The sequence below is a fragment of the Haloglomus litoreum genome (assembly GCF_029338515.1).
GTDB classification, from domain to species: Archaea; Halobacteriota; Halobacteria; order Halobacteriales; family Haloarculaceae; genus Haloglomus; species Haloglomus litoreum.
Genome location: NZ_CP119988.1, coordinates 3,433,610 through 3,454,432, shown reverse-complemented (window position 1 = coordinate 3,454,432; position 20,823 = coordinate 3,433,610). Strand labels below are relative to the sequence as shown.

The 20,823-nt window shown below is 70.8% G+C and carries 22 protein-coding genes; 11 read left to right on the top strand and 11 right to left on the bottom strand.

Annotated elements, in window-relative coordinates:
- Nucleotides 1-46: 46 nt before the first annotated feature.
- Complete coding sequence (locus tag P2T62_RS17415) at nucleotides 47-766, bottom strand: phosphoglycerol geranylgeranyltransferase (RefSeq protein WP_276258287.1); 720 nt, start codon at nucleotides 764-766, stop codon at nucleotides 47-49.
- Between the two features lie 1,014 nt (nucleotides 767-1,780).
- Here P2T62_RS17415 and aspS point away from each other — a divergent pair.
- The 4 genes from aspS to P2T62_RS17395 all read left to right on the top strand — a co-directional run bounded on the left by aspS (nucleotide 1,781) and on the right by P2T62_RS17395 (nucleotide 4,317).
- Nucleotides 1,781-3,085 carry an aspartate--tRNA(Asn) ligase gene (gene aspS / locus P2T62_RS17410; RefSeq protein WP_276258286.1) on the top strand — a complete coding sequence of 435 codons (1,305 nt, stop codon included), beginning with the start codon at nucleotides 1,781-1,783 and terminating at the stop codon, nucleotides 3,083-3,085.
- A gap of 118 nt (nucleotides 3,086-3,203) precedes the next feature.
- Nucleotides 3,204-3,722: a DUF4188 domain-containing protein gene (locus P2T62_RS17405; RefSeq protein WP_276258285.1), complete on the top strand. Its 519-nt coding sequence runs from the start codon at nucleotides 3,204-3,206 to the stop codon at nucleotides 3,720-3,722.
- On the top strand, nucleotides 3,719-4,189 hold the full coding sequence (locus tag P2T62_RS17400) for an SHOCT domain-containing protein (RefSeq protein ID WP_276258284.1): 471 nt from the start codon (nucleotides 3,719-3,721) through the stop codon (nucleotides 4,187-4,189). Before P2T62_RS17405 ends, P2T62_RS17400 begins: the two co-directional genes overlap by 4 nt.
- On the top strand, nucleotides 4,186-4,317 hold the full coding sequence (locus P2T62_RS17395) for a hypothetical protein (RefSeq protein ID WP_276258283.1): 132 nt from the start codon (nucleotides 4,186-4,188) through the stop codon (nucleotides 4,315-4,317). The genes P2T62_RS17400 and P2T62_RS17395 overlap by 4 nt, the downstream gene beginning before the upstream one ends.
- Nucleotide 4,318: 1 nt before the next feature.
- Here P2T62_RS17395 and P2T62_RS17390 read toward each other — a convergent pair whose 3' ends face one another.
- Both P2T62_RS17390 and P2T62_RS17385 read right to left on the bottom strand, forming a co-directional pair.
- Nucleotides 4,319-4,960, bottom strand: coding sequence for a TetR/AcrR family transcriptional regulator (locus tag P2T62_RS17390; RefSeq protein ID WP_276258282.1), 642 nt, complete (start codon nucleotides 4,958-4,960; stop codon nucleotides 4,319-4,321).
- 39 nt (nucleotides 4,961-4,999) lie between these two features.
- Nucleotides 5,000-5,470 (bottom strand): hypothetical protein, encoded by a 471-nt coding sequence (locus tag P2T62_RS17385; RefSeq protein ID WP_276258281.1) that lies wholly within the window; start codon nucleotides 5,468-5,470, stop codon nucleotides 5,000-5,002.
- Nucleotides 5,471-5,553: 83 nt separating this feature from the next.
- On the opposite strand from P2T62_RS17385, the gene P2T62_RS17380 reads away from it, so the two are divergent.
- Together P2T62_RS17380 and P2T62_RS17375 are read left to right on the top strand one after the other, a co-directional pair.
- Entirely contained in the window at nucleotides 5,554-6,849 is a 1,296-nt protein-coding gene (locus P2T62_RS17380; protein WP_276258280.1) for a dihydroorotase, read from the top strand.
- Between the two features lie 85 nt (nucleotides 6,850-6,934).
- Nucleotides 6,935-7,564 (top strand): DUF7529 family protein, encoded by a 630-nt coding sequence (locus P2T62_RS17375; protein ID WP_276258279.1) that lies wholly within the window; start codon nucleotides 6,935-6,937, stop codon nucleotides 7,562-7,564.
- Nucleotides 7,565-7,619: 55 nt separating this feature from the next.
- Here P2T62_RS17375 and P2T62_RS17370 read toward each other — a convergent pair whose 3' ends face one another.
- Complete coding sequence (locus P2T62_RS17370; RefSeq protein ID WP_276258278.1) at nucleotides 7,620-8,363, bottom strand: DUF5806 family protein; 744 nt, start codon at nucleotides 8,361-8,363, stop codon at nucleotides 7,620-7,622.
- Nucleotides 8,364-8,480: 117 nt separating this feature from the next.
- On the opposite strand from P2T62_RS17370, the gene P2T62_RS17365 reads away from it, so the two are divergent.
- Entirely contained in the window at nucleotides 8,481-9,350 is an 870-nt protein-coding gene (locus tag P2T62_RS17365; protein ID WP_276258277.1) for a sugar phosphate isomerase/epimerase family protein, read from the top strand.
- A gap of 105 nt (nucleotides 9,351-9,455) precedes the next feature.
- Here the strand turns inward: P2T62_RS17365 and P2T62_RS17360 are convergent, their stop codons facing one another.
- From P2T62_RS17360 to uvrB, 3 genes are all read right to left on the bottom strand, one after another.
- Nucleotides 9,456-9,590, bottom strand: a complete 135-nt coding sequence (locus P2T62_RS17360) for a hypothetical protein (RefSeq protein WP_276258276.1) — start codon at nucleotides 9,588-9,590, stop codon at nucleotides 9,456-9,458.
- A gap of 124 nt (nucleotides 9,591-9,714) precedes the next feature.
- Nucleotides 9,715-10,155 (bottom strand): acyl-CoA thioesterase, encoded by a 441-nt coding sequence (locus P2T62_RS17355; RefSeq protein WP_276258275.1) that lies wholly within the window; start codon nucleotides 10,153-10,155, stop codon nucleotides 9,715-9,717.
- Between the two features lie 49 nt (nucleotides 10,156-10,204).
- Nucleotides 10,205-12,277, bottom strand: a complete 2,073-nt coding sequence (uvrB, locus tag P2T62_RS17350; RefSeq protein WP_276258274.1) for an excinuclease ABC subunit UvrB — start codon at nucleotides 12,275-12,277, stop codon at nucleotides 10,205-10,207.
- Nucleotides 12,278-12,617: 340 nt separating this feature from the next.
- Between uvrB and P2T62_RS17345 the strand changes: the two genes are divergently transcribed.
- On the top strand, nucleotides 12,618-14,594 hold the full coding sequence (locus P2T62_RS17345; RefSeq protein WP_276258273.1) for an FG-GAP repeat protein: 1,977 nt from the start codon (nucleotides 12,618-12,620) through the stop codon (nucleotides 14,592-14,594).
- Nucleotides 14,595-14,598: 4 nt separating this feature from the next.
- On the opposite strand, the gene P2T62_RS17340 is transcribed toward P2T62_RS17345, so the two are convergent.
- The gene (locus P2T62_RS17340) at nucleotides 14,599-15,906 is read right to left on the bottom strand and encodes an MFS transporter (protein ID WP_276258272.1); all 1,308 of its coding nucleotides are present in this window, start codon (nucleotides 15,904-15,906) and stop codon (nucleotides 14,599-14,601) included.
- A gap of 133 nt (nucleotides 15,907-16,039) precedes the next feature.
- On the opposite strand from P2T62_RS17340, the gene P2T62_RS17335 reads away from it, so the two are divergent.
- Nucleotides 16,040-17,203, top strand: a complete 1,164-nt coding sequence (locus P2T62_RS17335) for an ATP-binding protein (RefSeq protein ID WP_276258271.1) — start codon at nucleotides 16,040-16,042, stop codon at nucleotides 17,201-17,203.
- Between the two features lie 145 nt (nucleotides 17,204-17,348).
- Here the strand turns inward: P2T62_RS17335 and P2T62_RS17330 are convergent, their stop codons facing one another.
- On the bottom strand, nucleotides 17,349-18,044 hold the full coding sequence (locus P2T62_RS17330) for an SDR family NAD(P)-dependent oxidoreductase (protein ID WP_276258270.1): 696 nt from the start codon (nucleotides 18,042-18,044) through the stop codon (nucleotides 17,349-17,351).
- A 188-nt stretch (nucleotides 18,045-18,232) separates the two neighbouring features.
- Here P2T62_RS17330 and P2T62_RS23460 point away from each other — a divergent pair, with 188 nt between their 5' ends.
- On the top strand, nucleotides 18,233-18,391 hold the full coding sequence (locus P2T62_RS23460) for a DUF7563 family protein (protein ID WP_420028382.1): 159 nt from the start codon (nucleotides 18,233-18,235) through the stop codon (nucleotides 18,389-18,391).
- A gap of 17 nt (nucleotides 18,392-18,408) precedes the next feature.
- Here P2T62_RS23460 and glmM read toward each other — a convergent pair whose 3' ends face one another.
- Entirely contained in the window at nucleotides 18,409-19,719 is a 1,311-nt protein-coding gene (gene glmM, locus P2T62_RS17325) for a phosphoglucosamine mutase (RefSeq protein WP_276258269.1), read from the bottom strand.
- Nucleotides 19,720-19,781: 62 nt separating this feature from the next.
- The gene (locus P2T62_RS17320; RefSeq protein WP_276258268.1) at nucleotides 19,782-19,982 is read right to left on the bottom strand and encodes a hypothetical protein; all 201 of its coding nucleotides are present in this window, start codon (nucleotides 19,980-19,982) and stop codon (nucleotides 19,782-19,784) included.
- An 82-nt stretch (nucleotides 19,983-20,064) separates the two neighbouring features.
- On the opposite strand from P2T62_RS17320, the gene rpiA reads away from it, so the two are divergent.
- Nucleotides 20,065-20,796: a ribose-5-phosphate isomerase RpiA gene (gene rpiA / locus P2T62_RS17315; RefSeq protein ID WP_276261634.1), complete on the top strand. Its 732-nt coding sequence runs from the start codon at nucleotides 20,065-20,067 to the stop codon at nucleotides 20,794-20,796.
- Nucleotides 20,797-20,823: the final 27 nt, after the last annotated feature.

Below are 20,823 nucleotides of genomic sequence, written 5' to 3'. Positions count from 1 at the left end.
GACTGTGAGGGGGAGTGAGCTGCCGGAGAGGGGCGGTGCCACGCCGCTATCGGGTCGCGGTCTGGGCGTCGCGCGCGCCCTCGACCGTCTCCCGGACTGCATCGACGCCCTCGTCGTGGACGAGGTCGCCGACGATGACCGTGTCCGCGTGTTCGCCCATCGTCCGGGCGGAGTCGTAGTCGTGGATGCCGCCGCCGTAGAAGAGCGTGGCCTCGTCCAGCGCGTCGCGGGCGGCACCGACCTTGTCGGTGTCGCCGAGCGTGCCCGAGTACTCGATGTAGATGATCTCCTGGCCGAACATCCGCTCGGCGGCGGTGGCGTAGGCCGCGACCTCCTCGGCGTCGAGGTCGCAGTCGGCCTGCGTGTACTCCGCGACCGACGACTCGGGGTTGAGGACGATGTACGCCTCCGTGTGGGTCCGCTCCCAGTCGATGTCCGGGTCCGAGCGGACCCACTCCTTGTGGGCGCCGGTGACCCACGCGATGTCGCCGGCGTTGAACACGATGGGGATGAGGTAGCCGTCCAGCCCCTCGTCGTGGACGACGGTCGCGGAGTGGGAGGGCTCGATGTAGACGGGCACGTCGTGAGCCACGCAGGCCTCGACGACCCGCTCCATCTTCTCCTCGGTCATCCCGGTCGTGCCGCCGATCTCGATGGCGTCCGTGCCGGTCTCGCAGACGTCACCGAACGTCTCGCCCGCGACCAGCTCCTTGTCGGGGTCGAGCTTGGTGATGTGGGTCCAGTCGGACCACGGCGTGCCGCTCATACGCGGGCGTGGCTACCGCGCGACTAAACCGTGTCGGAAGGGCTAGGCGCAGTGGTGTCTGGTGTCGCTGACGACAGGTGGCCTGCCTCCGAAGCCCTCGCGCTCTCTCGGGACGGCATCGACTCCGGAGGTGGGACTGCTCCCGAAGCCCTCGCGCTCTCGACCTGCCGGGAGTCGCTGCGCTCCTCGGTCGCTCGCGATGCTCGCTCCCTGCGGTGCTTGCTTCCTCCGGGCAGGGTCGAGAGCGCTCGCCCTTCGAGTCCGCCAGGCCGTGGATTCGTCAGTCGGGTCGTAGGCCTCACACCTCCCCATCCGCCTGCGCTCCTCGCTCCCTCCGGTCGCTCTGGTGCTCGGCCCTCGCGCGCTGGCGACGGCTGGCCTGCGGCACAGCCGCCAGCGCGCGCCCACTGGACTGACGGGGGAGCACGCACCAGCCGAGCGGCTGGCCGGCCGGCTGGTTCCGAGAACAGGAAGCGCGCGAGCGCCACCGCTGGCGGAGCCGGCGCGTCAGCGCCGTGCGGAGCCGCCACAGCGCTCGCGCGGGGAGGTGTGGGGCCACTAGCGCTCCGGTGGAACCCTCACGTCCGAACGCTCGGTCGAACAAGCGTCTCCTGGCGGATTCGAAGGGCGAGGGCTTCGGAGGCTGCCCTGTTCCCAGCATCGCGACTGACATCTCAGCCTAGCGAACAGGCGACACTGCGGGAGCCCACGAACTCCCACCGGCGACGGGTCGGTCGTGTCGCGCTGGCCGAACCGTCACGCGGTACGATAACCGCGCCCGGATGGCCCGACCCGCTCGATGCGTCAGGTCACGGGGTGTCTGGCCCCGGTATCGCATTTGAATCTCGGGGAGTGCGCGACGTGTGGATTATCGAGATATGGACTGATTTCGAGATGAATGGTCGTAATATCGGAGTTGGGTGCGGAGTAGTGGGTTCAAAGCCGATTTTCACGCCCGCGGAACCGTTCACACGGTAACGACACGTTTTCGGCCCCGGTACGAGAATCACGGATATGGAAGATAGAACGTACACCGCGGAGGCCGAGCCGGGCGACCACGTGACGGTCGCGGGCTGGGCCCACGAGATCCGCGACCTCGGCGGCATCGCCTTCCTCATCGTCCGGGACACGACCGGGAAGATCCAGGTCAAGTTCGAGAAGGACGAGATGGACGACGACCTCGTCGAGACGGGCACCGAGGTCACGCGTGAGTCCGTCGTGCAGGTCACCGGTGCCGTCGAGGAGGAGGAGCGTGCGCCCACGGGTGTCGAGGTCGTCCCCGAATCCGTCGAGGTCATCGCCCCGGCCGAGCCGGAACTGCCGCTCGACCCGTCCGGGAAGGTCGACGCCGAACTCTCCACGCGCCTGGACAACCGCACGCTGGACGTGCGCCGGCCGGAGGCCCAGGCCATCTTCGAGATCCGCGCCGAGGTCCTCCGCGCGGTCCGTGACTACTTCCGCGGCGAGGGCTGCACGGAGATCAACACGCCGAAGATCGTCGCCACGGGCACCGAGGGCGGGACGGAGCTGTTCCCGGTGACGTACTTCGGGCGCGAGGCGTTCATGAACCAGAGCCCGCAGCTGTTCAAGCAGCTGATGGTCGGCTCCGGACTCGAACGGGTCTTCGAGGTCGGCCCCATCTTCCGCGCGGAGGAGCACAACACCCCGCGCCACCTGAACGAGGCGACGATGATCGACTTCGAGTCCGCGTTCATCGACCACGAGGAGGCGATGGACGTCTGCGAGGGCACGCTGATGGCCGCGTACGAGGCCGTCGCGGAGAACTGCGGGGACGAGCTGGAGACCCTGGACATGACGGAGGCGTTCGAGGTGCCCGAGGAGGGTTTCCCGCGGCTGACCTACGAGGAGGCCATCGAGCGCATCAACGCGACCGGCGAACTCGACGAGCACCTGGTGTGGGGCGACGACCTCCCCACGGAGGGCGAGAAGGCCCTCGGCGACGAGATCGGCGGCCACTACTTCATCAAGGACTGGCCCTCCGAGATCAAGCCGTTCTACATCCAGGACTACGACGACGACCCCGAGTACTCGAAGGGCTTCGACCTGATGCATCCGCGGATGGAACTGGTCTCGGGCGGCCAGCGTGAGCACCGCTACGACGCCCTGGTGGAGGGCTTCGAGCAGCAGGGTCTCGACCCCGACCAGTTCGAGTACTACACGAAGATGTTCAAGTACGGCATGCCGCCCCACGCAGGCTGGGCGTACGGTGTCGAGCGCCTCGTCATGACGATGCTCGGTCTCGCCAACATCCGTGAGGCCGTGCTGTTCCCGCGAGACCGACAGCGGCTGAGCCCGTAGGCGGTCCGCCGACCGGGTTCCTGCTTCTCCGTCGATCGGTCCCGTAGCGATCGCTCCGGGTACGCGTGCTACCGAGTGCTCACCTAGGTTTATGCTGAGTGAGTACTTACTCAGCAACATGAGCATCAACCACGAACGACTCCACGCGGAACGCGAGGGGGACTTCGTCGTCTTCCTCGTCGGCATGCGCATCAACCGGCTCCGGGCCGTCCACCGGTGGCTGCCGGTGTTCCTGAGCGCGCCGCGGATGATCCGCGAGCAGGAGCGCGAGCCGGTGGGGTTGCTGGAATCGCGCTCGATGCTGGTGAGCCCCCGGGAGTTCCAGTTCGTCCAGTACTGGGAGTCGTTCGCGGCGCTCCGCGACTACGCCCGCGAGGGCGGGGAACACCGCTCGATGTGGTCGCGCTTCAACGGCGAGCTGGCCGATGGCGCGGTCGGCATCTGGCACGAGACCTACCTCGTCCGCGAGGGCGAGTACGAGACGGTCTACCGGAACATGCCCCCGACGGGGCTCGGGGCCGCCCCCGGAACCGACCAGGTCCCGGCGGCAGGTCAGCGCGAGACCGCCGGTGGACGACTCGGGGTGACCGACGGGTCGGACGCGCCGGTCGCGGCCGACGGGGGTGATCGACGGTGACCCGCCATCTCCACTCGGTCCCGTTCCCGGTCGACACGGACCCGGGCGCCGTCGCGGGGCTCGTGACGATGCTGACCCTCGGGACCGCGTTCGGGCTGGCGGCGCTGGGGGTGAGCTGGTTCTGGGTCGTCTTCCCGGTCGGTTTCGGCGGCGTCATGCCGGTCGCGGTCGGGGCCGCGAAGCGGCGCGGCCGCGGACGCACGTCGGGGAGCCGACGATGCGAGCGGAGCGACCGCCGACACGAGAGCCGCACCGACCGTTCCCCACGGGCAGCCGACGAGGACGCGGCACTGGCACGACTCCGCGAGCGGTACGCGAACGGTGACCTGGACGAGGCGGCGTTCGAGGCGCGGCTGGAGCGCCTGCTGCTGACCGAGGATACGGACACGGCCCGCGAGTACGCCCGCGAGCGACGAGGGGACCGGGAAACCGAGGCGTCCGCGGACTCGGGATGGAACGACCGATGAGCGCCTTCTCGGCCGTCAACTTCGGCTTCCTCCCGGCGGTCCCGCGGTGGCTGTGGCCGACACTGGTGGGAACGCCCGCGCTGGTCCACCTCCAGCGGCGGTACGAGGCCCGGTTCGGCGTCGACTGAGCTACCGGTGAGCCGGCGGGTCGACCCCCGGTGCCAGCACCTGCCCCTCGAGATAGTCGAACAGCACCGCTCTGACGCCCTCGCCCACGTCGCTCATCCCGAGCGCCTGGACGGCGCCGACGGTCCCGTCCGCGAGGGTCAGGACGAACGCGGCCGTCGACTCCGGGTCCACGTCGCGGAACTCCCCCGCCTTGATGCCCTCCCGGATGAGGTCGGCCGTGTCCGCGACGATGGTCCGCTCGTAGGTCTCGAGGCGCTCGCGGAACGTCTCGTTGTGCCGGGCGTGCGCCAGCAGTTCCATCATCGCGACGTTCGTCCCGCGCTCGATGTCGTCGCCGGGGTCGCCGACCAGGGCGTCACAGAGGCCGTACAGTCGCTGGGCCGGGGTCCCCGCGGCGTCCTCGAGGCGGTCGGTCACGCGGCCGGTCGCCCAGTCCATGAACGCGAGGACGAGGTCCTCCTTGCTGTCGTAGTGGTAGAAGAGGAAGGCCTCGCTCTTCGCGGACTCGGCGGCGATGCGCTTCGTCGTGAGGCCGGCGTAGCCGTGCTTCGCGAGCGCCCGCCGGACGGCCCCGACCGCCTCCTCGCGGGCTGCCGGTGGCACCTCGTCCGCGGCGTCGTCCGCGGCGTCGTCGCCGGACATGGCTCCCTCTGCACGAGCGGGTCACAAAGCGCTGTCCCCTCAGCGCGGTGCGTCGACGAAGCAGTTGAACTCGAGGGTCGCCGTCGCGACCACCGTCCCGTCGGAGACCGCCTGGACGCGGTAGCTGCCGTGGACCGGTGGCTCGCCGAGGTTGACCGTGTACGGGACCTCCTCCTCGTCGATGCCGGGTGGGCGCCACCGGTTCATGTCCGCGTTGTCCTGGACGGGGATCTCGTACAGGAGCCGGTCGGCGCCGTCGGAGACGCGGATCGCCTCCAGCCCGTCGGGGACCTCGGAGGCCGGCACGCCGACGAGGAGGTAGGCGTAGCGGTCGCCCGGCGTGACCCGGAACGTCAGGATGGTGTCGCCGCCCCCCTCGCCGGTACTGGCACAGCGGACCTGCGGGGAGTCGGTCAGGGTACAGCCCGCGAGGCCGGCCAGCGCGGTCGCACCGCTCGCGGCGAGCAGCTGTCGTCGCGTGAACCGTCTGTCGTCTGTGTTGGAGGGCACACCGGGCGCCACGGAGACTGGAATGATAAGTGCTTCCGCGGCTGCTCCGGAAGACCGAAGCGACCTCCCTGCGACCCACGGGTATGCTCATCCGGAACGCCACGCTCGCCGACGGGCGCGTCCGCGACGTGCGCATCGAGGGCGAGACCATCGCCGCCGTCGCCGAGGATCTGACCGTGGCCGACGACGAGGACGTGCTGGTCGCGACCGGGAAGCGGCTCCTGCCCGGGATGATCGACGTCCACGTCCACTTCCGCCAGCCCGGGTTCGGCCACAAGGAGGACTGGACCACGGGCTCGAAGGCGGCCGCTGCGGGCGGGGTGACGACCGTCGTGGACCAGCCCAACACCGACCCGCCGACCACGACGGGCGCCGCGTTCGACGAGAAGGCGGCGTTCGCCCGTGCCTCGGCCGTCGATTACGGGCTGAACGGCGGCGTCACCGCGGACTGGGACCCGGAGTCGCTGTTCGACCGGCCGCTGTTCGCGCTCGGCGAGGTGTTCCTCGCGGACTCGACGGGCGACATGGGTATCGACGCCGACCTGTTCGACGAGGCGGTCGCACGCGCCGCCGGGGCGGACGTGGCCGTCACGGTCCACGCCGAGGACGCCGACCTGTTCGACGAGAGCGTGCTGGAGCGCCCGGACGACGACGCGGATGCGTGGAGCGCCTACCGCACGCCCGAGGCCGAGGCCGCCGCGGTCGAGCGCGCGGGCGAGGTCGCGGCCGACCACGACGCCACGGTCCACATCGCCCACACCTCCACGCCGGAGGGCGTCGACGCGGCGGTCGAGGCGGGCATGACCTGCGAGGTGACACCCCACCACCTGTTCCTGTCGCGCGAGGATCTCGACGACCTGGGGACGTTCGGGCGGATGAACCCGCCGCTCCGGAGCGAGGAACGGCGCGAGGCGCTGTTCGAGCGGCTCGCCGACGGCACCGTCGACGTGGTCGCGACCGACCACGCGCCCCACACCCGCGAGGAGAAGGATGCCGGCATCTGGGACGCCCCCTCCGGCGTGCCGGGCGTCGAGACCGCCCTCCCGCTGTTGCTCGCCGCCGCTGGCGAGGGGGAGCTCTCGTACGAGCGCGTCCGTGACGTGACCGCGGCGAACCCCGCCGCGATATTCGGCCTGCCGCGGAAGGGCCGCATCGAGCCGGGCTGCGATGCCGACCTCGTCCTCGTCGACCCGACCGAGACCCGGCCCATCCGGGGGCTGGAGCTGCACTCGAAGTGTGGCTGGACGCCGTTCGAGGGCCACGAGGGCGTCTTCCCCGAGTGGACGATGCTCCGCGGCGAGGTGGTCTACGACGGCGCCGAGGACGCCTTCGCGGAGACGCGGGGCCGCAACGTTCGCGTCGCTTCCGACGAGCCCTGAACGTCGGACGCCGCTCCCGCGGACGACCGCTGAACACCAGGGGCGCGGCGAACAGGTTTTCCCGTTCCCGTTCCGGAGTGGAGGCATGGACGACGAGACCGCGGACGCCGCCGCCGACCCGGTCGAGGCTCCGGCGGATGGGGGCGAGGACCCGGGAGACGACGCCGGAATCGACCCCGGGGCGGTCCCCGACGGGGCGACGGAGAACCACTGGAAACAGCTCATCGTCGAGATGGAGCAGTCCGCCGAGGAGCACCGGAAGGCCGGCTGGCGGACCGCCGTGCTCCACCCGACGGCCAGCGGCGTCCTCGACGAGGGGGAGCCGGGGATCGGCGTGGTGGTCAGACGCGAGGAGTTCGACGGCCTCGACGAGATCGTCAGCGTGCGCGATATCGACGAGTACGAGGTCCTCCGGGCGGACCTCCCGGGAGAGATCCAGCTCCTCACCATCCTCTACAGCGCGGACGGCGACGCGGCGGTCTTCGTCCCGTCGGCCGTCGACGCCGACCGATTGGAGGGGCTCCGCGCGGCGGTCGACGGGACGTTCTACACCCACGTCACGCCGCCGGAGGACGACGACACCATCACCTTCACCCACGACGACCCGACGCTGTTCTTCCCCGGGGTCGAACGGCCCCGCACCGCACAGACGCGCGAGGGGACGCCGGGGACGTCCGACCAGTCGGCCGTCGACCCGGACGAGGAGGAGTCGTAGGCGGACGCTCGCGGGGCGCCCGAGCGGTCCAGTGTGCCCCCGAGGTGCCGCGCCGTCAGTCGTCGGCGCTGGCCGGCTCGTGCTCCGAGTGGCCGCCGGTCCCGGATTCGATCTCGTGACCGCACTCCGGGCAGGTGACGTGGTCGTGCCGCAGCGCGGCCGAGGACTCCCGCACCTCGCGCATCACGTCGCCGATGCGGTCCTCCGCGGCGAGCTCCTCCTCGACGGTCAGTTCGACGCCCTCCACTTCGAGGAGGAACTTCGCGACCTCCGTCACCTCGTACATCAGCTCGTCCAGCTCCTCGGCGGTGTAGAAGTCGCACATCGCGCCGTAGAGGAAGGTCGCGCCGGACTTGCGGACCTTCTCCTTGAACGAGGCCCGCGCCTGGTTCACGGCCTGTGGCGTGTAGGTGTCGGTCATGAACGGGACGAGGTGGGGCAGGTTCTCGCCGATCTTCGTCATCTCGACGCCCGTCTCGGTCCGGAAGTCGGCACAGAGGCGTGCGATGGCCCACTCGCGGGCCGTGATGTAGGTCCGGTCCCGGAGGAAGTCGTTGGCGCGGTCGTAGGTCGCGCCGTCCATCTTCTTGAACCGGTCGTACTTCCGGACGTCCTCGGGCAGGTCCGGTGCCATCGGCGTGGTGGGGTCGTCGCCCTCCTCGACCTCCCGGACCGCCGGCTCCGAACTCTCCAGCCCCGGCTCGCGGGGCGTGGGCGTGCGCTCCGTCTGGTCCGACCCGTCGGCGCCCCCCTCGGCGTCCGGCTCCCCATCCGGTCGTCCGTCGGCCTCGTCACTCATGGGACGGGATGAGGGCGTGCCGCCCATAGGGGTGTCGGCGGCGTCGGACGGGCCGATGACGACCGGCCGACGACTCGGCCCTCGGCAGGACGGCCCCGGACAGGACGGTCCCTGGGGTTGAACACGACGGGTACCGTCCGCGAGGACGTGTTCACCCGTCCCGACCCGGATCCCGACCCGGAGCCGGTCGATGCCACGCTCGACCTCGACCTGGGGTTCACCCTCCCGCTGCGCGATGTCCGTCGGGGTGTCGAGTGGGCCGCATCCGAGGGGTTCGACCACGTGGAGGTGCTCCTCGACGGGCCGCACGCCCGCTCGCGCGCCGACGCGTGGCGCGACCCGCTCGCGGACGCGCTCGACGACACCGGCCTCGACCTCCTCGTCCACCTCCCGTTCACCGTGGACCTGGGCTCGCCCTTCGGCCCCGTGCGCGACGGCGCGGTCCGGGAGTGCCGGGCCTGTCTCGACCTCGCAGCGGGACTCGACGCCCGGAAGGCCGTCTTCCACCCGTCGTCGGAGGCCTGGGGGAAGGGCTGGACGGATGCCGAGCGACGGGAGTTCGTCGTCGACGGCACCCGGCGCGTCGTCCGGGCGGCACGGGAGCGCGGGGTGAGGCCCGTCCCGGAGAACATCATCCACGGACCCTTCGTCGCTGCCGAGTTCGACGACCTGTTCGCCGCGCTCGGGAGCGCGGGCGACGGCCTCGGGACGACCTTCGACACCGCCCACGCCGTGCTGGGTGACCCGCCGGTCGACATCGGCGAGTACGCCGCCGCCAACGCCGGCCGCATCGACCACCTCCACCTCTCGGATACCCGTGGCGGCGGCGACGAGCACCTCCCGGCGGGGATGGGGGAACTCGACTTCCGGGGGTTGTTCGCGTCGCTGGACGGCTGGTCGGGGACCGCCACGCTGGAGGTCGGGACGCGCGACCTGGAGACCATCGCGCTCGGGAAACGCCACGTGGACCGGCTGCTCGGTCGGTAGTTCCTCCGGCGCAGGGCTCGGTTGGTGGTCGGCTCCGGTCCGGTGACAGGGGCTCCGGTCCTGGTGACGGGGGTTACGGCGGTGCCGGCGGTCGTGGGTCCCCGCTCAGCCGACCAGTACCGGGAGCAACAGGACGTACAGCGGTCCGAGGGCGAGCGCCCCGAGCAGGAACCAGTACTTCCACGGCCTGGGGCGCGCGGTGTGGGTCGTGCGGGTGTCGACGTATCGCGTCTCGGCCATACGCCCGCGGTCGGTGCCGTCACGGATAGCTCTGTGGCCGACCGTGCCCGGTGGTATATCTACCCGCCGCTGGCCGGTGACGCCGCCGCGGTCGCCCGGCCAGCGACGGCACCGCAGCCGGGCGTCACTCCGGCGCGCCGTCGAGCGCCTCCGCGTGCAGCCGGTCGCCCTCCTCGGTCGAGACGGTCAGGTCCGGGACGGGAACCGGCTCGTTGTCCTCGTTGATGGCGACGAACACCATGTAGCAGTTGGTGGTCAACTCGCGACGGCCGCTCCTGAGGTCCTCGCGGTAGACCTGGGCCCGGACCTTCACGCTCGTCCGACCGGCGTCGTAGACGTACGCGTCGATGAACGCCGTCTCGCCCACCGGAACGGGCTGTTTGAAGTTCACCTCGTCCATGTGGGCGGTGACGCAGATCTCACCGGAGAACCGCACCGCGCTCATCGCGCCGGCCTCGTCCATCCACTTCAGAACGTTCCCCCCGTGGGCGGCGCCGAGGTTGTTGGCGTGGTTGGGCTGGACCATCCACCGGTTCTGGATGCGCGTCTCGACGAGGTCCGGCATATACGGCCGTTCCCGCGGCGGGGATGAAAAGCGCGCGGTGTCGCGGCGCTCAGAACTCCTCGTCCGGCGTCGGGATACCCTCCTCCTCTGGTGGGACGCCGTCGTCGCCGTCGAGTTCGAACGCCTCGCGCAACTCGCGGATGCGGTCGCGGATGTCCGCCGCGAGTTCGAACTCGAGGTTGTCGGCGGCCTCGCGCATCCGGCGCTCCAGGGTCTCGATCAGTTCGCGTGCCTCGTCGGGGTCGTCGGCCTCGTAGCCGCTGACGCCACCCGTCTCGGTCTTCGCGCCGGGCAGGTTCGTCTCCCCGACTGCCTTCTCGATGGTCGTGGGCGTGTGGCCGTGCTCCTCGTTGAACTCCTGCTGGATCTCGCGGCGGCGCTGGGTCTCCTCGATGGCCGAGGCCATCGAATCCGTCGTCTCGTCCGCATAGAGGACGACCTCGCCGTTGACGTTGCGGGCGGCCCGGCCCATCGTCTGCACGAGTGTCGTCTCCGAGCGGAGGAACCCCTCCTGGTCGGCGTCGAGGATCGCCACCAGCGACACCTCGGGGATGTCCAGTCCCTCGCGGAGGAGGTTGATGCCGACGAGCACCTGGATCTCGCCCAGGCGCAGCGAGCGCACGAGTTCGTGGCGCTCCAGGGTGTCCGTCTCGTCGTGCATGTACGCCACGTCGACGCCCGCTTCTTCGAGGTACTCCGTGAGGTCCTCGGCCATCCGTTTGGTGAGCGTCGTGACGAGGACACGCTCGTCCTCTGGCACGTCGGCGATGCGGTCCATCAGGTTCTCGACCTGGCCCTCGGCGGGTTCGACGGTCACCTTCGGGTCGACGAGATGGGTGGGCCGGACGATCTGCTCGACCACCTGCTCGGAGTGCTCGCGCTCGTAGTCGCCCGGCGTCGCGCTGACGTACAGCGTGCGGTCGGTGCGCTCCTCGAACTCCTCGAACGACAGCGGCCGGTTGTCATAGGCCGTCGGGAGGCGGAAGCCGTTGTCGACGAGTGACTCCTTGCGCGCCTTGTCGCCCGCCAGCTGGCCGCGGATCTGCGGGAGCGTCTGGTGGGACTCGTCGACGACGGTGAGGAAGTCGTCGGGGAAGTAGTCCAGCAGGGTGTAGGGCGCCTCGCCGGGCTCGCGGTCGCTCAGGTGGACGGAGTAGTTCTCGATGCCCGAGCAGTAGCCCGTCTCGCGCATCATCTCCAGGTCGAAGGTGGTGCGCTCCTCGATGCGCTGGGCCGCGACGAGGTCGCCCTGGCGCTCGAAGTAGCGCACCCGGTCCTCCATGAGGTCCTCGATCTCGCCGATGGCCCGCTCCAGGCGCTGTTCGGGGATGGAGTAGTGCTCGGCCGGGTGGAACAGCACGGCGGGCTCCTGGCTCTTGATCTCCCCTTCGAGCGGGTCGAGCTTCTGGAGCCGGTCGACCTCGTCGCCCCAGAACTCCACGCGGACCGCGTACCGGCCGTACATCGGGAACACCTCGACCGTGTCCCCACGCACGCGGAAGGTGCCGTTCGTGAAGTCCACGTCGTTGCGCTCGTAGTTGAGGTCGACCAGCCGCCCCAGCAACTCGTCGCGGTCGATCTCGTCGCCCACCGCCAGGCGCATCGCCATGTCGACGTAGTTGGCCGGGTCGCCCAGCCCGTAGATGGCCGAGACGGACGCGACGACGATGACGTCGTCCCGGGTGAGGAGCGAGCGCGTCGCGGAGTGGCGCAGGCGGTCGATCTCGTCGTTGATGGAGGCGTCCTTGTCGATGTACGTGTCCGTCCCCTCGACGTACGCCTCGGGCTGGTAGTAGTCGTAGTAGCTGACGAAGTACTCGACGGCGTTGTCCGGGAACAGGTTGCGGAACTCCTCGTAGAGCTGCGCGGCGAGCGTCTTGTTGTGCGCGATGACCAGCGTGGGCTGCTGGAGCTCCTCGACCACCCAGGAGACGGTGTTGGTCTTGCCCGAGCCCGTCACGCCGAGCAGGGTCTGCTTCGTCATGCCGGATTCGTAGCCCGCGACCAGTTCCTCGATGGCGTCGGGCTGGTCGCCGGTGGGATCGAAGGGGGCGTCGACCCGGAAGGGGCGTTCGGCCTCGGGCTCGTCGGGCGAGAGCGCGCCGCCCGCTGAATCGCTCATACACGTGGCAGGGCGCGCGCGCACTTGAGGGGTGCGCTCGGGGGGTGTGTACCGGCATCACCGGGACCCCGAGCGGGGCCGCGTTGCCGGACAGGGTATTCCAACCAGAGTGGCACATCTGGCCCTGTAGCGCTCGTTATTGCCCGACAGGGCCTCCATACCTATCTCCCCTTCTAGCGTCCTGACAGGTACTCTTCGGACGCGACCGTTCGCCGACCGGGGGAGCAATCATGCCAGCAGCAGCAACCGACCAGTCAGCGGGAACCGCCCGACACGTCCGAACAGCCCGACCCGAGCCGCCCCTCGGCCCACAGCCCGCCGCCACGACCGGAGGGTCGCGATGAGCGGCGATCAGGTACTCGTCGACCTCACTCGGCGCCGGATACTGGTCGGCGCCGGCGCCATCGGCCTCGCCTCGGCGGGCGCCGGCCTCGGCACCAGCGCCCTGTTCAGCGACCGCGAGTCCTTCGACGGCAACAGCCTCGTCGCGGGCACGCTGGACCTGCTGGTCCACTACGACGCCACCTACCAGGGTTCGCCCGCGACCAACCTCGCGACTCCGTCAGGTGTTGTCGACGGTGAGGCGGGCCTGTTCTACACGCTCGAGGACGTGAAACCCGGCGACAGCGGCGCCGTGACGTTCTGCTTCGAGCTGCACACGAATCCCGCCTACCTCTGGGTCCGGACGACGGGCACCGAGGACGCCGAGAACGGGCAGAACGACCCCGAGATCGACGCCGAGGGCGTCGATACCGACGGCCTGGGCGAACTCGACGACGCCATCGTCGCGAGCGCGTTCTACTGCGACGCGAACGGCGACCCCGTCCCGGGCGGCGAGATTGCCACCGACGTCTCGCTGGCGTCGCTGCTGGCCCTGCTCGCGGGCGGCACGCCGCTGAACGCCGCCGGGAGCGACGCCCCCGCGGGCTCACAGGCCGCCTATCAGCCGAGCAGCGCGCCCGGCGAGACGACGGGGCCGTGCCTCTGCATCGAGTGGGAACTGCCGCTCGCGGTCGGCAACGAGGTCCAGTCCGACAGCGTGGCGTTCGACGTCGAGTTCGGGGCCATCCAGGCCCGCAACACCGACGGAACGGACAACCCGTGGGGTACGAGCGGCGGCGGCTCCGGGCCGGCGCCCCAGCTGTTCCCGACCATCCAGCAGGCGAAGCTGTTCGCCAGCGACGGCGACAGCGACGACGGCTTCGGCCACGCGGTCGCGGTGGACGGTGACACGGCGCTCGCCGGCGCCTGGGGCGACGAGGACCCGAACGGCAGCGGTGCCGGTTCGGCGTACGTGTTCACGCGGTCGGGAAGCACGTGGAGCCAGCAGGCGAAACTGCTCCCCACCGACGGTGACGCACAGGATCGCTTCGGCTGGTCGGTCGCGCTGAGCGGCGATACGGCCCTCGTCGGCGCGTACCAGGACGAGGACCCCAACGGGAGCAACAGCGGTTCGGCGTACGTGTTCACGCGGTCGGGGACGACGTGGAGCCAGCAGGCGAAACTGCTCCCCACCGACGGTGACGATAGCGACCGGTTCGGGTACACTGTCGCTCTCGACGGTGACACCGCCGTCGTCGGTGCGTACCTCGACGAGGACCCCAACGGTGGTGGCGCCGGCTCGGCGTACGTGTTCGTCCGGTCGGGGACGACGTGGAGCCAGCAGGCGAAACTGCTCCCCACCGACGGCGAGACCAACGACCGGTTCGGCTTCGCGGTCGCGGTCGACGGTGACACGGCCGTCGTCGGCACCTCGAACGACGGGGACCCCAACGGACCCGGATCCGGCTCGGCGTACGTGTTCGTCCGGTCGGGGACGACCTGGACCCAGCAGGTGAAGCTGTTCGCCAGCGACGGGGACACGTACGACTACTTCGGCCGGTCGGTCGCGGTGGCGGGTGACACGGTCCTGGTCGGCGCACTCAACGACGAGGACCCCAACGGTGGCAGTGCTGGCTCGGCGTACGTCTTCACGCGCTCGGGAACGACCTGGAGCGAGGAGGCCAAACTCGCCGCCAGCGACGGTGACGGTAGCGACCAGTTCGGCTACGCGGTCGCGCTGGACGGGGAGACGGCTGTCGTCAGCGCGAAGACCGACGAGGACCCGAACGGGACCTTCAGCGGTTCTGCGTACGTGTTCACGCGGTCGGGAAGCACGTGGACCGAGCAGGCCAAACTCGTCGCCAGCGACGGCGATTTCAATGACCAGTTCGGGCACTCGGTCGCGTTGAGCGGCGACACGGCCGTCTTCGGTGCCTACCTCGATGGGGACCCCAACGGGTTCAACAGCGGTTCGGCGTACGTGTTCGTTCCGTAGGGCGTCAGTCGTCGCTCGCCGCCGCACTCGCCGACGTGGGCGCGCCCATGCGGCGGTGCAGCGCGAGCGAACACGCGAGCGCAACCAGTCCCGCCAGCGTCGCCAGCCCGAACGCGACCTGGTAGCCGAACTCGGTGTAGACGCGTGCGCCGGCCACCGTCTCGCCGGTCCAGTAGGTGTCGAGGATGACGCCCATCGCGACCGGGAAGACCGCGGCGCCGGAGAAGCCGATGGCGTTGACGGTCCCGGTGGCGACGCCCGATGCCGCGGCGCTGTGCTGTTCCTTGACCACGGCGTAGCCCAGCGCGAACGCGCCGCCGAGCGCGCCCGCGGCGAACAGGACGAGACCGACGACGAACTTCGGCGGCGTGCCCAGCGCGAGGACCGCGAACGCGGCGGTGTAGATGACGCCCCCGCCGACCATCAGCGCCGTCCGGCGCTCCAGGCGGTCGGAGAGGCGGCCGATGAGCGGCGGCCCCAGCAGGAGGCCGAGGCTCCCCGCGAGCGCGTAGGTCGAGGCCTCCGTGACGCCCACGCCTGGGTAGGTCTGGACCATGTACGGGACGCCCCACAGCCCGATGACGGTGAGGTTGACACCGAGCTCGCAGAACAGGATGACGCCGACGAGCCAGGTGTCGGCCCCACCCAGCACGCGTCTCGCGTTCGCCACGACGCCGGACAGCGAGAGCGTCTCGGCCGACGGGACCCCCTCGATGGCCGACAGGCCGGCGTCCGCCGGGGAGTCCCGTGCGGCGACCGCGACGACGGCGCCGGCGACGAGGCCGACCAGGCCCAGGCCCAGCGTCGCGGGTCGCCAGCCGGTCCGTTCGACCAGCAGCGCGAGCGGCGTGGTGGCGATGATGCCACCCAGCCCCGCGATGGCGATGGTGACGCCGGACATCGTGGCGAACTCGTCGGGGCGGAACCAGTTGGCGCAGAAGCGGAGCGTCGCGATGAAGACGACGCTCCCACCGAGCCCGACGAGCAGGCGCGCGGCGAACGCGAGCGCGAACGTGTCGGCGACGGCGAAGGCGACGCCACCGACGCTCATCACGACGGTACCCGCGGCGGCGGTCCACCGGATGCCCGCCCGGTCGGCCAGGACCCCGGCGATGATCTGGAGCGGCGCGTAGACGTAGAAGAACGCGGCGTGGAGGGTGCCCAGTTCCGCTGCGGTGGCGTCGAACGAGCGCGCGAGCGGGTCGGCGAGGACCGCAGTGGAGAGGCGGTGGACGTTGACGAGCAGGAAGGCTCCGGCGAGCACGGCGAACACGAGCCACCGGCGCCGTTCGGGGTCCCGGAGGAGTTGCACGGGTGGTGTCGTGGGTGGCGTGCTATTGAATGGACCGACTATGGCCGGCCGACACCGAGGACGGCCCGGGGCCGGAGGCAGCGACCACGGCACTGGAGCCAAGGGTGAAGTGGCAGCCGTCTCCGTATTCGGTATGTCGAACTACATCCGTGGAACCGCCCCGACGGGGACCGATCCGGACGCGTCGGGGCTGGTTCCGGTAGCGGTGCTGGCCACGCTGGGGTTGGTGCTCGAGACGGTCGTGGTGTGGAACCTGCTCCAGGAGCTGGAGACCCTCGGGACGGCCGCCCCGCCGCTCGTCGCGGCCTCGCTCGGGACCGGGCTGGCCGCGACCATCTGCTACGCCAGCTACCGCCAGGTCGCCGACGACCTCGCGGTCCCGTCGCGATGGCGGATGACCGGCGGGGCCGTCGCCGGGGCCGTCGTCCTCCTGCTCGTGTTCACGGTCACCATCCTGGTCCGGATGCTGGAGGGCCGCGCCATCGCCGAGCCGCAGTTCGCGCTGTACACCGCCGCCGGGGCAGGGGCGGTCCTCGGGTCGCTCGTCGGCTACCTCTACGCACAGGCACGCAGGGACGCTCACGAGGCCGAACGGGCCCGCAACGAGACCGAAGCCGCCCTCGAGGAGGTCCGGCGCACCCGCGACCGCATCGAACTCGTCAACAGCATCCTCCGGCACGACATCGCCAACGACATCATGATCATCCGGGCGCGGGCGGGCACCATCGCCGACCGCGCGGGGACCGAACTGGCGGCCCACGCCGAGACGGTGCTCGAGCAGGTCGGTCGCATCGAGGACCAGCTGGAACGGACCCGCGGCATCCTCGATGCCGTGAGCGACGACGGCGAGCGGTTCCTGGAGCCGATGTCGCTGTCGACCGTCCTCCAGGAGGAGGCCGACGCGCTCGAGACGAGCCACCCCGAGGCGGCCGTCTCGCTGGATACGCCCGCCGACCTCCGGGTCCAGGCCGACGACCTCCTGCCCGACGTCGTCGGCAACGTCCTCTCGAACGCCGTCACGCACAACGACCGGGAGACGCCACAGATAGACGTCTCCGCCGAGGCCACCCCGGAGGGCGTCGTCTGCCGCATCGCGGACAACGGTCCCGGCATCCCGGACGAACAGAAACGGGCCGTCCTCGAGGAGGGCTACTCCGAACAGGCCGACGGCGGACACGGGTTCGGACTGTTCTTCGTCCGGACCATGATGGACGCCTACGACGGCACCGTCCGCATCGAGGACGCCAACCCTCGGGGCGCCGTGTTCGTCCTCACGTTCGAGCGCGCGACGGAGTGAGCACGGGCGAGCGTGGATACATAGATGTCCCCCTCAGGGTATCTCCTCCGCCAATAATGCAGATATGCATCCCTCCTGGACTATGTCTCGGGCATAATGCATAAACATCGGCCTCGCCCAGGAGGGGCTGCTCCGAGGCGGGGGTTCAGAACTCCTCGACGTGCGGCCGCAGGTCCAGTTCCAGCGTCCAGGCCGAGCGGTCCTGCTGGACGAGCTTCCAGTACTCCTCGGCGATGGCGTCCGGGTCGAGGTACTGCTCGTCCGGCTCGGCCCCGGGCGGCCGGATCATGCCGTCCAGCACGACGTGGGCGACGTGGACGCCCTCGGGCCCGAGTTCGCGGGCCATCGACTCCGCGAGGCCGCGGGCGCCGAACTTCGCGGCCGAGAAGCCCACCGCGTTCTCGCGCCCCCGGACCGAGGTCGTCGCACCGGTGAAGATGACCGTCCCGCCGTCGCCCTCGACCATGTCCGGAACGGCCTCCTGCGAGCAGTGGAAGGCGCCCTCGACGTTGACCGCGAGCGCGCGCCGGAAGTTCTCCGGGTCGGCATCGAGGAGGCCGTCCCACGCGGCCGCGGAGGCGTGGTTCACGAGCACGTCCACGTCGCCGAACGCCTCGTGGACGGCCTCGAATGCCTCGACGACGGCCTCCCGGTCACTGATGTCGGTCGGGACCGCGAGCGCCTCGCCCGCCGTCTCCGCGTCGATGTCGGCCGCAAGGTCGTGGAGGGAGTCGCCACTGCGGGCCAGCAGCGCGACCTGGCAACCCTCCTCGGCGAACCGGCGGGCGAGCGACGCCCCGAGGCCGGGCCCGACCCCGGCGATGACGGTGGTGTGTGTCACGGTGGCAGGGTGGGCCGCCCGGTGCTTAGCTCTTGGCCGCCCACCCGTTCGACCGGTCGTGTCATCGACCTGTTCCACCGATAAAGTGGCACTGCCTTCCGTTGCCGGAACGTTCAAATGTCAGGTCCGGAATCATGGTATCATTTCACACAGTATCATTATGTGAAATCCAGCCCATGTACAGGTGTATGCCGGAGTGTCAGAACTGTTCTTCGTTCGTAACGGCAGCATACGCCCGGGTCTTCACACCGAACGGTGTCGAGAACCCCCGTGTCTGCCCCCGGTGTGAGGACAAGATCCGCGACGGCGCGGACGTACGAGAGGCGCGCTCGACCCGACGAACCTGACCTGCTCCTGCGGCCACCTACTCGCGACGTGAATCCTCGACCAGCGCCAGCGCCGTCTCGCGGAGCGCGTCGGCCCGGTCGGGGTCGCGCGCCTCCGCCGTCACGCGGACGAGCGGCTGGGTCCCGCTGGCACGGACGAGGAACCAGCCGTCGCCGCGGTCGACGCGGACGCCGTCGAGCGTCGACACGTCGGCGGCGTCGTACTCGGCGGCGACGGCCTCGCGGACCCGCTCCATGACCGCCGCCTTCGCGTCGGCCTCGATGCTCTCGCGCCGGATGGGGTAGGTCGGTACGTCGGCCGCGCGCTCGGCCAGCGGGCGCTCGGCGTCGAGGGCCGTCAGCCGGCAGGCCGCCAGCGGGCCGTCGGGACAGAGCGTCTCGTCGGGCCAGATCCACGCGCCCGAGGGCTCGCCGCCGAACGCGACGCCCTCCTCCGCCGCGGCGGCCGCGACGTAGACGTCGCCCACGGGCGTCCGGACGGTCTCGACGCCACGCTCGGCGAGGAAATCCTCGACCGCGAGGCTGGTGTCGACGGGGACGGCCACGCGGTCGCCCGACTCCGCTGCGTCTGCCGCCAGGACCGCCAGCAGGGTGTCTCCCGACAGGAACTCGCCGTCCCCGGCCACCGCGCGCATCCGGTCGGCGTCGCCGTCGTGGGCGATGCCGAGGTCGGCCGCTCCCTCCCGGACGAGCGCCGCGAGGCTCTCGCAGTTCTCGGGCGTCGGCTCGGAGGGACGACCCGGGAACGAGCCGTCCGGCTGGGCGTTCAGCGTCTCCACCGTACAGCCCAGGTCGGTCAGCGCGTCGACCGTCACCCCGCCGGCGCCGTTGCCCACGTCCACGACGACCGAGCGCTCGCACGGGGGGACCGCCTCGACCAGCGCGGCGGCGTGGCGCCCCGTGGTGTCCGTCGTTCGCCGGTCGCCGAGGCCGTCCCACGCGGCGAGGTCGGGGTCGTCGGCGCGGACACGCGCCTCGACCTCCTCGCGCAGCGGCTCGTCGAACGCCTGGCCGGAGGGTTGCCAGAGCTTGATGCCGTTGTCGGGCGCGGGGTTGTGCGAGGCCGTGACGGAGACGCCGACGTCGGCACCCTCCCACGCGACCGCCCGGGCGACGGTCGGGGTGGCGGCCACGCCGAGGTCGACGACGTCGACGCCACACTCGCGGCAGCCGGCGGCGAGTGCGTCCACGAGCAACCGTCCCGAATCGCGGGGGTCGCGGCCGACGACGACGCGGTCGCGGTCGCCGAGCGCGCGCCCGATACGGAGCGCGAGCTCGGCCGTCACGTCCTCGCCGACCGGCCCCCGGACCCCACTGGTTCCGAACATGGCTGTGGGCGGGGGCCGGGGCCTCAAAAATATGCTCGGCCTACACCCGAGCCCTGCCGCCCTCAGCAGCAGTCACTCCCTGCCTCGGGGGACCACTCGCAGCGGTTCCCCAGCGTCAGTCCCTCCTGCTCGACGTGCTGGACGAGACAGGCGTAGTTGCAAAAGCGCGCGTCGATGGTCGAGCCGGTACCGTCCGCGCACTCGCAGACGCAGACCGGGTCGTGGTTCTCGACCGGCGCGTCGCAGTAGGTGCAGGCAGGCATGGCCCGGACTACGGGCGTGCTCGACTCGAACCTGTCGCCGCGGGTCGGTGGCTTCTATATCCGCCACCGCGACGGCCCGGGCATGAAGTCCAACGACGGGACCGAGTCGGCCAAGCGCCGGGCCGGGGAATCGGCCGCCGACCGGGTCCGCGACGGGGAGGTGGTCGGCCTCGGGACGGGGAGCACGGCTGCCCACGCCATCCGGTCGCTCGGGCGGGCCGTCGACGGCGGACTCGACATCCGGGGCGTCCCGACCTCCTACCAGTCACGGGCGCTCGCCCGCGAGGTCGGCATCCCCCTGACCACGCTGGAGGAGGCCACGCCCGACGTGGCCATCGACGGCGCCGACGCGGCGGCGCCGCTGGGGTCGGGAGACGCCACGACCGACGGGTTCGACACCGCCGAGGGGACCGTCCTCGTGAAGGGGGGCGGTGCCGCCCACGCCCGGGAGAAGGTGGTCGACGCGGCCGCCGACCGGCTGCTCGTCGTCGTCGACGAGTCGAAACTCGCCGCGACGCCCGACCATCCGGTCCCGGTCGAGGTGCTCCCGGATGCGACACCCACGGTCCGAGCCCGGATCGCCGATCTCGGCGGGGAGCCGACGCTCCGGGCCGCCGAACGCAAGGACGGCCCGGTCGTGACGGACAACGGGAACCTGGTCCTCGACTGCGCGTTCGGACCCATCGAGGACGCCGGGACGACGGCCCGGCGACTCGAGGCGATACCGGGCGTGGTCGCGCACGGCCTCTTCGTCGACCTCGCCGACGAGCTGCACGTGGGGACCCCCGACGGCGTGGCGGTCCACGAGTACTGACGCGAGCCTCCGGAACGGTGACGAGCG